The following is a 14,165-nucleotide window of genomic DNA, read 5'->3' on the forward strand; positions in this document are numbered from 1 at the left end:
CACTCCATTTCCGGCAGCAGTAAGTCCCCGGACCATTGGCGAAAATGACAAAGACACTGATCTATACTGGTCAGTGTCTTTGTAACTCTTACCACATCGGGAAGCCAAAGGCCACCATGGCTGCCGCTCAGGTGGCCTCGATCCTTATCCGTGGCGCATGTTACTTTGCCCCTTAAAACCTTACCAGATCGTCGACTTTCACCGGAAGTCCGGTGGAGATCGATTGATTGGCGGCAATGCCCGTCAGGATCGATCGTGCGCCGTCAATATGGTTCGCCGCCCGATGGAATTTATCTTCCACAGGCACGCCGAAAATATCGTTCAGCAGCACAGGATCGCCGCCGCCGTGCCCGCCGGCCCCTTCCTCGAAGTGCGCCTTGTAAGGCTCGCCGAACATGGGGAATACCAGGATATTGACCCCCTTGACTGCTCCTTCCAGCGCTTTGTCTCCGCCGGAATTGACATAGGACTGCTCGATTACCGTCATTTCGATCCGGCCCTTGGTGCCGTTAAAGGCGATCCGGTATCCTTCCCACGGCATGTAAGCATTCAGCGAATAGGTCAGCTGCGCTTTATTTTTGTACCGGACCATAACGCTCATCGTATCCTCGATCGAAATCCCGTCGCCAAATACGCTTTGATCCCGGCGGTAGCCGTCCTCCCACTCCGCGTCGAGGTACATCGATTTCAGATGTGCGTTGCTGTCGAGCGACAGTGCAAACGGATCGTCCTTGGCGTTCGGATGGCCTGTCGCCCGGTCATAAAACTTGGTGATTCCGCGCTTCTCGGCATTTTCCCGTCCGTAAAACAGCAGGTTTCCCATCGCATAGACGGTTTCCGGCTCGGATCCGATCCAGAAATTAACCAGGTCGAAATGGTGGGTCGACTTATGTACGAGCAGACCGCCGCTGTTGCGCTTGTCCCGATGCCATCTGCGGAAATAATCCGCGCCATGCTGCGTATTAAGCAGCCACTCGAAGTGTACCGACGTCACATCCCCGATGGTTCCGTCTGCAATCAGCTCCCGGGCTTTCGTATGATGAGGCGCATAACGGTAGTTGAAGGTAACCCGCACGTTACGTCCTGTTCTTTCCACCGCGTCGAGAATGTCCTGGCATTTGGCCGCGTCGACCGTCATCGGCTTTTCCGTGATCACGTCGCAGCCGAGCTCCATCGCCCGGATAATATAGCGGTGGTGCGTACGGTCCACGCTGGTTACGATGACGAAGTCCGGCTTTTCGGTCCGGATCATCTCGTCAAAAGCTTCGGTTTTATACGTTCGTACCGCGTCATAATCGTACTTCTCCGTCAGCAGCTTGTTGGCATAATCCATGCGAGTCTGGTTCACGTCGCAAAAAGCGAGCAGCTCCGCCGAATCCCGGAAACGCTGGGCAATCGCACCGTAAAAAAATTCCGCTCTTCCGCCTGCTCCGACCTGCACATATGTTTTTTTGGCCATATCATTCCCTCTCCTTCTATGAACCTGTTTATTTGCAGATTACTGCAAAATTCGCTTATTGTCCCCGCATTTTATGCTAGAATGATGAAAACCCCGCATTTATTGCGCTTGTGGAGGAACGATTATGGCTTTACACCAGGAACTGCGGTACGGAGACGCGTCCGATCCCTTTTCTGTTGAATATAACCGCCGCAAAGGACACTTTTCCATGTCGGAGGATCATATGCACAAACATTACGAGCTGTATTATTTGTTTGGCGGCGAACGCTTTTACTTCATTAAGGACCGGGTGTATCGGGTCCGATCCGGAGATTTGGTGTTCATCCCGGGGAATGAAGTGCATAAAACCTCGGACACCGGTGTGCCGAACCATGAACGCCTCGTCATTTATGTCAACGATTCGTATTTCGAGCCGCTCCAGCAGGATGAGACCGAGCTGCTGCTTGCTCCGTTTCACGGTCCCCACCGCGTGGTGCATCTGCCGGATCAGGACAAGCTTCGGATCGAACAGCTGCTCTATGAAATGCTGCGGGAGATTCAGGAAGAGGCTCCCGGTTACCGAATGGCCGTCCGGCATGCTGCGGGACAGGCATTGCTGTTTGCGGCCAGGCAGTCCGCAGCATACAAGCAAGGGGTCCCCGAAGACTCGGTCTCTCCCGCTGCAGCCCGTATGAACGACATCGCCAGCTACATCTCGGAGCATTACCGGGAATCCTTGACGCTGAGCGGCCTGAGTGAACGGTTCTACTTGAGCCCCAGCCATCTGAGCCGGTCGTTCAAGAAGTATACCGGTTTTGGCCTGATCGAATATATCGGCATTACCCGGATCAAGGAGGCCCAGCGTCTGCTGCGCGAAACCGATGAACGCATCATTCGGGTGTCGGAGGACGTGGGGTTCGAGAACTTTTCGCATTTTGAAAAAGTATTCAAGTCGGTCACGCGGATGTCTGCCCGCAGCTACCGCGCCGGTTTTCGGCGCAGGGAATGAAGCAGACTGGCTCTCCAGACGTTCTAACGAACGTGACCCTCGCGTGACCATCCCCATGCCAAATGAAAATGCCCTGCCGAACCTTCGGCAGGGCTTCAACAATCAGAGCCTTCCTTGTTGAACGGATGGCTCAAGCAATAAGCGGTACGTCATACCCGCAGTCGTAGGGAATGAGTACAAGTTCTCTCCAGTCTGTTGAACAGGAATGCTGTTTTCATCCGCCAAGATCGTCAGCGGATTCAGCGAATAGATTGACAGGGACGATCCGGCATGGGAGACAATCTCAGCCTCCGCAAGCCTTCCCTCTTTCCATTCCAGGCTGACCTCGAACCCTCCGCGTGCGCGAAGGCCCTTCACAAATCCGTTCGGCCAGGAAGCAGGCAGAGCCGGAAGGAATTCCAAATATCCCTGATGCGACTGAAGCAGCATTTCAGCAATGCCGGCCGTCGCCGCAAAATTGCCGTCAATTTGGAACGGCGGATGGGCGTCGAACAAATTCGCATACACCCCGCCATGGTGATAATTATCCGGTTCATCTTCGCGGACGAGGCGCAGCAGGTTGGAGAGCAGAGCAAGCGAACGGTCGCCTTCGCCGAACCGGGCCCACAGGGCGACCTTCCAGCCAAGACTCCAGCCTGTTCCGTCGTCGCCCCGCCGTTCCAGGGAACGGCGGGCGGCCTCGAATAAATCCGGCGACTGCCGCTTGGTGAGCTGCCGGCCCGGATATACGCCGAACATATGGGACGCGTGACGGTGGTGGACATCCTCGTCTTCGAAATCCTTGGACCATTCCTGAAGCTGTCCGTACTTCCCGACCTGCAGCGGCAGGAGACGCTCCCTGGCCTCCAGCCACTCCTGGCACAGCGCTTCGTCTTCTTCCAGCGTCTCGGACGCTTCAATTAGATTGGTGAGCAGGTCCCAGATCAGCATCAGATCCATCGTCGATGCTTCGCTGACCGCAGCCAGACCGCCCGCCGGCGTTCTGAATTTATGCTCCGGCGAGGTCGACGGCGAAGTGATCAGGCGGCCGCTGCCGTCGTCCTGCAGCCAATCCAGGCAGAACAGAGCCGCTTCCTTCATTACCGGGTAAGCATGTTCCCGTAAATACTTCTCGTCGCGGCTGAATGCAAAATGCTCCCACAAGTGCTGGCACAGCCAGACACCGCCCATCGGCCACATGCACCATACCGGATCGCCATGCCCGTAATCGCCTACGGGATTGGACATCGCCCAAATGTCCGAATTGTGGTGGGCGGTCCAGCCGCGGGCACCATAGTGAGTCTGGGCCGTTTTCCCGCCGTTCTGGGCCAAGTCGCCGATAAAGCGAAGCAGCGGCTCATGCAGCTCGGACAGATTCGCCGTTTCGGCCGGCCAGTAATTCATTTCTGCATTGATATTCAGCGTCCAGTTGCTGCTCCAAGGCGGACGCATCTCCTGGTTCCAAATTCCCTGCAGATTCGCCGGCTGGGTGCCGGGCCGAGAACTAGCGATCATCAGGTATCGGCCATAATGAAACAGCAGTTCCACCAGCCCCGGATCGCCGGCTCCATAGCGGACAATCCGGTCCTCTGTAGATAGTTCTTCTCCTGCCTTGCTTGCCCCAAGCGACAACTGGACCCGGTCGAACAGCGAGCGGTGATCGGCAATATGCGTTTGGCGCTGGCCCTCATAATTGCCTTGAATAGCTCTGTCCAAATCGTCCTTGGCGGCCCATTTCTCATCTTTGCCTTGGCTTCCGGGCAGTTTATCAAAGCCGCTAAAACTCGTCGCAGCGCTGAAATAAAGGGTAACCGCCGTCGCGTCTTGAACGCGGATGTCCGTTTCGCTGACCGCTTCGCTGCCTCCCTCCGTTACAGCCGCCAGGCGTCCTTGAAAACGCACCGCTTCCGTCTTATCCGGGTCGCCGTAAATAATGGGATCATCGCTGCGGTAATAATTAGGCCAGACCTGTTCCGGCGCGGTACCCCGGAGGACTAAGGTGCCGTCCTGCGCCTCCGTCACGCTGCGCAGCGGACTGCTGAGCGCTGCCCGAAAATTCAGCTTCCCTGCCTCGCTGGAAGTCAGACGGACGACCAGCACCTGGTCCGGATGGGATACGAACATCTCCCTCGTATACACCACGCCGCCAACCGTGTATTCAACACGAGTAATGCCCTCAGCGAGATCCAGCTCTCTTTTGTAACCCGTGAACGAAGCTTCTCCCTCCTGCTCCAACTCGATATGCAGATCTCCGAGCGGAAGATAGGACTGGCTGTAGGCACCCGTCATCCCTTTCGCCGCACGGTCGGCTTCCTCGTATTGCCCGCTGCGGATCAGCTCACGCACGCGGGGCAATACCTTCAAAGCCTCCGGATTATTCGTGTCCCGCGGATATCCCGACCACAGCGTGTCTTCGTTCAGCTGGATCCGCTCTTCGGCCACGCCTCCGAACACCATGGCGCCAATCCGGCCGTTGCCGATCGGAAGCGCTTCCGTCCATACTGTAGCAGGTTTGTCATATTGAAGTTTCATGCTTCCCCTCCGGTTCAATAAAAAGGTTCGTATTATTCTGCTTTTTTGGTCGTGTCATAAGCCTGCTGCATGATTTCCAAATACCGCTTCAGATTTAATGCGTCCAACCCTTTGACGTAGGCATCCCAGTCTTTGTCCAGGTTCTTGGCGCCGGTGACAAACTGCAGGGCATTTTGATCCACGTAGTCCTTTATATTTTGCTGAAGCATGCTTTGCTCATCGGCAGCCGCTGGATCGATCCAGACCGACCAATTGGGATAGACCTCCTTAGGTTGTTTATTCTCGTACAGGTAGGTCGCTTCCTGCAATCTGCGCTCATAACCCGAATTTTTATAAATATCGGTTTCCTGAATCCAGCCATCGCGGAATTCCCGGGTATGGTTGTACTGGGCGGTGGCTCCCCACGCACTGTTTCGCGGCTCGGAGCCTGCCGGCTGCTCCAGCGTCTTGAAGATCGGTTTCGCTTTTTCGTTCAATGGCACGTCTCCGTCTTTCGGCTTCACCCAATCCTTGCCCTCCTCGCCGTAGTTGCCCAGCAGCTGTCCCTCTTCGGTATAAATGTAATCCAGCATTTTGATGGCGGCGATTTGTACTTCTTTGCTTGCCTTGTTGGTCAGGACGAAAGTAGCGCCAGGATCGACCGGGTAATTGAACGTAGCATATGCGGCATGTGGCCCCTGCAGCGGCGGAATGGCGTCGTAATGGGAGCTGTACTTGTTGCCTTCCCCGGTATCCGTAAATATCGCCGGATGCATCGATGCTCCCGCACCCAGAAGCTCGGTTGCGGTATTGTTGCCGATCAGCTTGAACGCGTCGGCGTTCTGTGTGAATGCGCCCGGGTCAATCAAGCCTTCGGCATACAGCGACCTGGCATAGGCAAGTCCTTCCTTCCATTCCGGCTTGTTGGCTGCGATGTCTACTTTATCGCCATTCACCGTCAGATAGTATTTATCGTCATCATAGATAAAGCCGTTCATTAGAAAAGGCAGAATGTGCACGCCAAAATTTTCGATGGAACCGCTCAGAGGAACCTCGTCGGCTTTACCGTTGCCGTTTGGATCCTTGGTCTTGAAGGCTTCCAGCACCTTCTTGAAATCTTCCGTCGTTTTAGGGACCTCCAAATTGAGCTTCTTCAGCCAACTGGTGTTAACCCACATTTTGTTGGGGTAAGAGCAGTGAAAACATTCGTTCAGCATGGTCAGCCCGTAGATGTTGCCGTCCGGAGCGATGGACATCGATTTGTAATCCGGGTGGTCGTCCAGCGCCTTCTTGATATTGGGAGCATATTGATCGATCAAATCGTTCAGGGGAAGGATCACGCCCTGCTGCCCGAACTTCACCAGATCCGATTGGGAGAACTTGTCGACCCACGGGATCAGCATGTACAAATCAGGGTAGTCGCCGCTGGCGAGGGAAATTTGGCGTTTCTCCGCCGCGCCGTCATAAGGTACCTCGGTAAACTGCAGCTTGACGTTTGCTTTTTTCTCCAGCACTTTGGTGAACAGGTTTGTTTTATAGTCAATGTTGCCGTCGGTATTGACGAACACGCTGATCGGAACGGTTCCGGTTTCCCCGCCTGTACTCGCAGATCCGCCCTCCGCTCCCGAATCATTCGGTGATGCCCCCCCGGAACAGCCTGCAAGAACCAGCACCAGTGCAATCAAGCTGAACCAGCCTCGGTAAACACGTTTCTTCATGAACACGACACGCCCCTTTTTCATCAAAAATTGAAAAGCTCCCCTGCTAAGTCATCCACTGTTATGCGGTTTAGCCCTTAATCGAACCGATCAGCATCCCTTGAACGAAATACCGCTGAATAAAGGGATACAGGATCAGCACAGGCAGACTTGCGACCACGATGAGAGAATATTTCATCAAATAGGCAAGCTCCTGCCGCTTGACCTGCTCGCTTGCGTCCATATTGCCGCCGGAGAAATTTTGAATCAGAATGCTGCGCAGCGTTAGCTGGAGCGGATACAAATGCTGCGACTTCAGATAGATCAGCGCGTCGAAAAAGGCGTTCCACTGCGCGACCGCATACACCAGCGTCAGCACGGCCAGGATCGGCTTGGACAGCGGAATGACGACGCTGAGTAAAAAGCGGATGTCGCTACAGCCGTCGATTTCGGCGGCATCGTTCAGCTCTTCCGGAATGGACGCTTTAAAAAAAGTGCGGGCAATAATGACCTGGAACACGAAGATCGCATTCGGCAGCAGCAGCGCCCACCTTGTATCGATCAGATGCAGGCCTTTGACGACGAGATACGTCGGAATCAAGCCCCCGGAAAACAGAAAGGTGAACGTGATGAACATCATAAGCACATTGCGTCCAAAAAACGTCTTTTTCGATAACGGATAGGCGATTGCCACCGTTAGGACGACGCTGATCAAGGTCCCGCAGCAGGTATAGAACAGCGAGTTTCCGTAGCCGACCAGTATCTGGTCGTTGCTGAAGACCGTTTTATACCCGGCAAAAGAGATATCGACCGGCCACAGCCAAACTTTGCCGGATGCAACCGCCTGCGGGCTGCTGATCGATGAGCTGACAATATAGATGAGCGGGTAAAGTACGGCAACAAGGATTAAACTGAGCAGGATGTAGGTGATACCGAGGAAAACGCGGTCCCCCGCCGATTCGCGGATTTTTCCCCTTGTCGATATGGAAGCGGTCGTCTGTACAGCAGCCATAGCCTCCCCTCCTTGTTCATTGGAATTACCACAGGCTGTTCTCGGATATCCGGCGCGAGACGGCATTGACCGCCACGAGCAGAATCAGGTTGATCACCGAATTGAACAAGCCCACGGCTGTGGCAAAGCTGTAATTGGCGTTCAGCAAACCGATTTTGTAAACATACGTGGATATGATTTCTGAAGATTGCAGGTTTAGCGGGTTCTGCATGAGATATACTTTCTCAAAGCCCAGCGACATAATATTGCCGACGCTTAGGATCAGGATGATGACGGCGGCCGGCAGAATGCCCGGAATGTCCACATGGATGATTTTCTGCAGTCTGGAAGCCCCGTCCACTTTGGCCGCTTCATAGAGCGACGGGTCCACGCCAGCCAATGCCGCCAAATAAATGACACATGAGTATCCGGTGGTTTGCCACACTTCCGACCATACGTAAACGGATCTGAACTTCGTCGGGTCGCCGAGAAAATTCGTGGATTCCATACCCATTGCATTTAGAATCACGTTCAGCAGTCCGAGCCGCGGTGCCAGAAAGATCATAATAATGGAGACCATGACGACGGTCGAAATAAAAAACGGCGCATACGTAATCAGCTGTACCGCTTTTTTGAAACGGAGGCTTCGCACCTCATTGAGCAGCAGCGCCAGAATGATCGGGATCGGAAAAGTGGCTGCCAGCTGATACAGAGACAGAAACAACGTGTTCTTGATCAGCGTCCAGAATTGCGGATTATTAAACAGCATGTCGAAGTACTTCGTCCCCACCCAGGGGCTTCCCCATATTCCCTTGGTCACCTGGTAATTCTTGAATGCAAGCACCGCGTTCGCCATCGGGAGGTATTTGAAAAGAATAAAGAACAGGACCGGCGGTATCACCAGTAAATACAGCTGCCAGTGCTTCCTCAGACTTTTCTTGGCTTCCTTCCAATAATTTTTGGAAGTGCTCCTCTCCCGGGTCTCCGTCTGCGGCTGAACCGATACAGCCTTCACAAGCATATTCCCCCTTCACGTTACGACTCCGGAGCCGTTTGTAATGGTAGCGCTTACAGAATTCATGGTAAAATCTCCGCGCCACGACCGTAAAGGTACAATTGCAGCGAATGCATCCACAACCCGACCGTACAATCCGCGATAAAGCGTACATATTTCGATGAAAGCGCATTCTATCGGTACTTGATCAACGAGCGTCCCCTAATTCGGCCGCCTCCCGGAACATGCTTGGGGAGATCCCCCGGACCCGCTTGAATGCCCGCCGGAATGAATGTGCGCTGTTATAGCCGACCCTTTCGGCAATATCGTCGATTTTTAAAGCCCGGTTCAGCAGCAGCTCGGACGCTTTATCGATGCGCAGCCGCTCCAGGTAATCGAACCAATGCTCCCCCTCGCTTTCCTTGAATACCGTGGAGACATACTTTTCCGGCCTTCCAACCTGCTTGGCGATGTGGTACAGCGTCAAGTCCGCATCCCCGTACGCAGATTCAAGATAATCCTTCACCTGCCGTACCGTCTGATGATGCAGGGCGTTCTTTTTCTCCTCGATCATCGAACAATAGAGGCCTATCATTTCGCCCATTTGCCCGAGAAGCTTGTCAATCCCTTCAAACGGCTGGATTTGAGCGATCCGGCACTGGAGATTCTCTGTGAACTCGGGATCATCTCCCGCCTTTTGATCCAGCAGCTTGAGCATCGTCCCCTTAAGTTCGCCGATCAACTGCTCTGTCATTTCACGGGACAGCTCCCTCTCCTGAAAATTCCGTACGGCAATGTGTTCGAGGATCCGCATCGCTTCCCTGCCATCTCCTGACTTGATCGTGTTCAGCAGCCGCGTTTCCGTTTCGATCGGATAATAAAATAGCGACGCGTCCCTGCTTGAATCCTCATACCGAATGACGCCGCCCTCATCGGTGAATGCCGCATAGTCCAGAGCCTCCGCCGCTTCGCCGAACGAACGCCCGACATCCGCCAGCGCCTCGAAGGGCCTCCCCATTCCGAACTGGACTGGCATGTGATAATGGCTGAACAGCGTGCCCGCCAGATCCTGCAGCCTTTGTATCACCAAAGCCTCATCCGGGGCCAGCTTGCTTGTGCGCAGCAGCAAAAAGGCAAGCTTGTCCTGACCCCAATCCGTTACCAGCATATCGGGCTCGGCCTCCACGAGGGACTGACGCACAATAAGGCGGGCCACACTGGACTCCGCAAGCGATTCGCGGCTGTCTGAACCGCCATAGGTGTTGATTTTAGCCAGGCCGGCGTAACCTGCTTCACCCTTAATGTTCACACCCGCTTGTGCGGAAGCAGCGGCCAACTCTTCTTCGTTGTAAAATTCTCCGACCAACAGCCGTTTGATGAAAGCGTCGCGGATCAACGGCACCTGGTTGTGGAGCTCTTGTTCCAGCTGTCTGTTGCTCGCGATCAGGCTTGAAATGTTTCCCGCGATAAAATCGTAATCTTGGATCCCTGTACCGAGTTCCAATCCAAGCTGTTTCTTGAGTGAATTTATCAGATTGTTGATCGGAGCGCTGCTCCGGTATGCTAGCATAAGTCCGATGACAAGTCCTAAAATCAATGAAATCGCGGTAAGTAATCCGGTGATGTTCTTGATTCGGTTCGCGTTGATCATGAGGGCGGATTTTGGGACACCGGCCGTGTAGACCCAGCCGCTTAATTCATCCCTGATGGATATGAGCAGCATGTCATCCGCCGCACGGCTGATATCGCCGGGTTTACCTGAAGGAATATTTCGGATTTTGGCTATGTCGCTGCCAGTGATCCCCTCAGACAGGACTGTTTCCCCATCATGGTTCCTGACGAATGCCCAACCTCCATATTGATTGGTTATCCCTGATAGGTATGTGGACATTTTCTTCGTATCGATCAGTACCACGACGGAGGCGAGAGGTGTATCGAAGCTGTTCAGGGGCAGGGCTTGCACGAAGGTAACCACCGTTTGCTGATGTGTCTTCATCACGTAATCGTGCTGGGGAACGACCATGCTGAGGTTGCTCTTCTCGAGAAAGTTCTTTTTCCAAGTCTCAAAGGTCATGCCCTCATAATGGTTCGATTCGTAGAACAGCTCCGGCCGGTAATAGACCGTGCTTGGCGTAAGCACCAGATGGCTGTTGCGGAGGTAGATGTAAAAATTCGAAAGGAAGTCGTTGGTTTGGCTGTAGCTTGCGATATCCCGCATCATTTTCCACAGACCGTATACATCGTAATTCTGCTCTTCCGAATGCGAAGTCATGAGCCTGGCTAAATCCTGATTAATGGCGAGCTGTTTGGTAAAACCCTGTACTTCCGCGAGCCTGCGCTCCATCAGATCCTTGCTCTGCTGAAGCGTCATGATGCTGGTCTTCAGGGAACTTTGCTCCGCTACATCGATCGATGTCCGGTAAGACACATATCCCGCAATCAGCGGGATCATCAGCACGATCAGATAAGACATAAGGAATCTGCGAAATACCGGCGAAATGTTCAGCCACACCTGTTTCATGGAACCACCTGACCTTTCATGGATATCGAATGAGTCAGCCGCCTGCGGCTTGTTCCTTCCAAGCACCGCTAAGTTGAGAAAAACGACCGTCTTTAAAGACGGCCGTTCTCTTTAATACTCCATCCAGCTATAAGCCTACATATCTAACATCGCTTTGATGACCTTGGCAGCCGGGTCCAGCCAATGGTTAAATTGTTCAATCATATCGTCAAACGCGGACCGGTGCGTGACGTATGGAGCGACGTCGATCCCGCCGGACCGGATCGTATGCAGCACGTGCATGAAGTCTTCGCGCGTTGCGTTGCGGCTGGCCAGCAGCGTCAGCTCCCGTTTATGGAATTCCGGATCGTGGAACCGGATATCCGCTTTGACCAATCCGACATAGACCAATCTTCCGCCATGGGCGGTATAACGGAACGCGTCAGTCATCGACTGTGCGTTCCCCGTAGCGTCAAACACGACCGAAGGCAGCTCCCCGCCGCAGGCCGCCGCAATTTGTTCATCGGGATTCTGCAATGCGTTAACAAGCGCATCCGCCTCAATCCATTGCTTGCAGAAAGCCAGGCGTTCGTCATTCACATCCATCGCGAGCACATGGGCACCGCTGGCCTTTGCAAAGGCCATGACCCCGAGCCCAATCGGCCCGCCCCCGATGACGAGCGCCGTCTCTCCGGCCGCCAGCCCCGATCTACGCACGGCATGGGCACCTATGGCCAGCGGTTCAATGACCGCGGTCTGGTCCAGCGTCAGCCCGTTCGTGCGAATCAAGTGGGTCAACGGAACGGCAATCCGCTCACGCATGCCGCCGTCCGTATGAACGCCAAGGACCTGCATATCCGTACAGCAGTTGGTCTTCCCGCTTCGGCAGGCAATGCATGTCCCGCAGTGCAAATAAGGGATGATGCTCACCTGATCGCCGGCTTCAAGCCCATCACGGTTAGGGCCGATTTCCTTAATGATACCTGCCAGCTCATGGCCAAGGATTCTCGGATAAGTAAAAAACGGCTGGTTGCCGCGGAATGCGTGCAGATCGGTTCCGCAAATCCCGACCCGCTTGATCTCGACCACCGCATGCCCCGGCTCCATCACGGGCTCCGGCAGATCCAGCGCCATGTCAAATCGGCCGACGGCTGAACATATGATGCCTTTCATCTCACGCCTCCCCTATTTTTGTGTTATATTCGGGCCTTCCGCTGGTCCAGGTCCGGTTATGCACAGGTTCCAAAATGGCGAGCACTTCGCTTAGCAGACGTTCATCCACCGGCTCCTCCACCCAGGAAGCATTCCTGCGGATATTTTCCGGATTGGCTGTGCTGACCAGCGTGGTGGGAATGCGATCATTTGAAGTGGAAAACTGCACCGCGAGCTTCGCGATATCCTCCCCTTGGTCCGCGCAGAACTGTGCCGCCTTCAAACAGGCCTCCTTGATTTCCGGATCGGCCGGATGCCAGGCAGGCGTTCCCCGGGTGCTCAGCAGTCCCATGGAGATAGGTGAGGCGTTAACGAGTCCCGTATTCCTTTCCTCAAGAAGCGGCAGCAAGTCCAGCAGACTGGTGTCATTCAGCGAATAATGGCAGTAGGAAATGATCGCGTCGACATCGATTTGCGGCAGCAGCGTTTCAAACAGCGATAGCGGCAGTCCGCATATGCCGGCAAACCGGATTTTGCCCGACTGCTTGAGCTTTTCAAGCGCAGGTATGGCTTCCTCCAGGATCATTTGCGCCGGGACGAACTCGATATCATGGAGGAACAGAATATCCACTTCATCCACGTTCAGTCGCTTCAGGCTTTCATCCAGACTCGTCACAATCCGGTTATGGGAAAAATCGAATTCGTGCTCCCCGTAGCGTCCGGCCTTGGTTGACAGCAGGTACCGGTCGCGCGGAATGTCCTTAAGCGCCTTGCCGAGTACCGTTTCGGCTTTAGTCAATCCGTAATAAGGCGAGACGTCAATGTAATTGATCCCACTGTCAATCGCCTCGTGGACGGTTCGCAGGCTCTCCTGCTCATCCGTGTCGCGGAATACGGAGCCTAACGAGGAGGCGCCAAAACTGAGCGCCGATACTTCCAGACCCGTTTTTCCTAGTTTCCGGTATTTCATTTCGGTTTCACCCAACCCTTCTATTCAGTCATTTCCCCCGCAGCGATGCGTGTCATCTTGCCTCATTCTTCAGCCGGTAAAATGCTGCGGCGTTGCCCCCGAACAATTTCAAACTCTCATCTGCCCCCCAAGTCGGTGGAAGCGTCTTCATAAGAGCATCCACGACACCGTCGTAGCTCGAAGCCATCAGGCATACCGGCCAGTCGCTGCCGAACATCACCCGGTCTGCGCCAAAACAGTCCAGAACATGACGGACATAAGGCGTAAGCTGATCCGGCTTCCAGCCGTCATGGTCCGCCTCGGTCACCATGCCGGACAGCTTGCAGTACAGGTTCGGGTAAGACGCCAGCCTTTTCATGTATCCGGCCCAAGGCTCCATTTCCCCTGCTGCGATTCGCGGTTTCGCCAGATGGTCGATCACCGCATGCAGATCCGGAATTTGCTCGATCAGCCGGACCAGCGTATCCAATTGATCGGACCGGACGAGCAGATCGACCGGAACGCCAAGGCTCGCATAGTGTTTGAGCGAAGCTGCGTATGAAGGTTCCAGGATCGCATCTGCATCCTCCATATCCTGGATCATGAGGCGGAAGCCGACGAATTTGGGATGCTGCGCGAAGCGCTCAAAATGGCCCTTGTGATCATCATCCGCGAGATCCATATATCCGACCACGCCCAGAACCCGATCATCGTGTGCCGCGAGTTCAAGAATATAATCGGTTTCTTCATACGTTGGTGCAGCCTGCACGAGGATCGTTCCGTCGAGATGATGTTCTGCCAGATGCGGAAGCAGATCCGACGGCTGATAATCCCGGTACAGGACAGGAATGGACGGCGTAATCCAGCCATAGTCGTCCCGGGCGATACTCCAGTAATGCTGGTGAGCGTCTATTCGCATTGCAATTCCCTCCATTCATGTAAACC

Annotated in this window: 10 protein-coding genes; 1 reads left to right on the plus strand and 9 read right to left on the minus strand. The window is 54.3% G+C overall.

Annotated features, from left to right (window positions below; all coding sequences use genetic code 11):
* Nucleotides 1-172: 172 nt before the first annotated feature.
* A complete protein-coding gene (locus tag K2F33_RS24985) occupies nt 173-1,459 on the minus strand; it encodes a Gfo/Idh/MocA family oxidoreductase (RefSeq protein WP_263879302.1) in 1,287 nt (428 codons plus the stop codon).
* 124 nt (nt 1,460-1,583) lie between these two features.
* On the opposite strand from K2F33_RS24985, the gene K2F33_RS24990 reads away from it, so the two are divergent.
* Nucleotides 1,584-2,447, plus strand: a complete 864-nt coding sequence (locus K2F33_RS24990; RefSeq protein ID WP_263879304.1) for a helix-turn-helix domain-containing protein — start codon at nt 1,584-1,586, stop codon at nt 2,445-2,447.
* Between the two features lie 102 nt (nt 2,448-2,549).
* On the opposite strand, the gene K2F33_RS24995 is transcribed toward K2F33_RS24990, so the two are convergent.
* The 8 genes from K2F33_RS24995 to K2F33_RS25030 all read right to left on the minus strand — a co-directional run bounded on the left by K2F33_RS24995 (nt 2,550) and on the right by K2F33_RS25030 (nt 14,139).
* Entirely contained in the window at nt 2,550-4,958 is a 2,409-nt protein-coding gene (locus K2F33_RS24995) for a glycoside hydrolase family 95 protein (protein ID WP_263879306.1), read from the minus strand.
* A gap of 32 nt (nt 4,959-4,990) precedes the next feature.
* The gene (locus K2F33_RS25000) at nt 4,991-6,655 is read right to left on the minus strand and encodes an ABC transporter substrate-binding protein (protein WP_212983629.1); all 1,665 of its coding nucleotides are present in this window, start codon (nt 6,653-6,655) and stop codon (nt 4,991-4,993) included.
* A gap of 70 nt (nt 6,656-6,725) precedes the next feature.
* Nucleotides 6,726-7,646, minus strand: coding sequence for a carbohydrate ABC transporter permease (locus K2F33_RS25005; protein ID WP_263879309.1), 921 nt, complete (start codon nt 7,644-7,646; stop codon nt 6,726-6,728).
* A gap of 25 nt (nt 7,647-7,671) precedes the next feature.
* The gene (locus K2F33_RS25010) at nt 7,672-8,526 is read right to left on the minus strand and encodes an ABC transporter permease (protein ID WP_076169336.1); all 855 of its coding nucleotides are present in this window, start codon (nt 8,524-8,526) and stop codon (nt 7,672-7,674) included.
* Between the two features lie 301 nt (nt 8,527-8,827).
* Nucleotides 8,828-11,140, minus strand: a complete 2,313-nt coding sequence (locus tag K2F33_RS25015) for a helix-turn-helix domain-containing protein (protein ID WP_263879312.1) — start codon at nt 11,138-11,140, stop codon at nt 8,828-8,830.
* A 135-nt stretch (nt 11,141-11,275) separates the two neighbouring features.
* Nucleotides 11,276-12,292, minus strand: a complete 1,017-nt coding sequence (locus tag K2F33_RS25020) for a zinc-binding alcohol dehydrogenase family protein (RefSeq protein ID WP_263879313.1) — start codon at nt 12,290-12,292, stop codon at nt 11,276-11,278.
* Between the two features lies 1 nt (nt 12,293).
* Nucleotides 12,294-13,241: an aldo/keto reductase gene (locus K2F33_RS25025; RefSeq protein WP_263879314.1), complete on the minus strand. Its 948-nt coding sequence runs from the start codon at nt 13,239-13,241 to the stop codon at nt 12,294-12,296.
* 52 nt (nt 13,242-13,293) lie between these two features.
* Nucleotides 13,294-14,139, minus strand: a complete 846-nt coding sequence (locus K2F33_RS25030) for an amidohydrolase family protein (RefSeq protein WP_263879316.1) — start codon at nt 14,137-14,139, stop codon at nt 13,294-13,296.
* Between the last annotated feature and the right edge of the window lie 26 nt (nt 14,140-14,165).

The organism is Paenibacillus sp. PSB04 (assembly GCF_025809195.1).
In the GTDB taxonomy this organism is placed as follows: domain Bacteria; phylum Bacillota; class Bacilli; order Paenibacillales; family Paenibacillaceae; genus Paenibacillus_AQ; species Paenibacillus_AQ favisporus.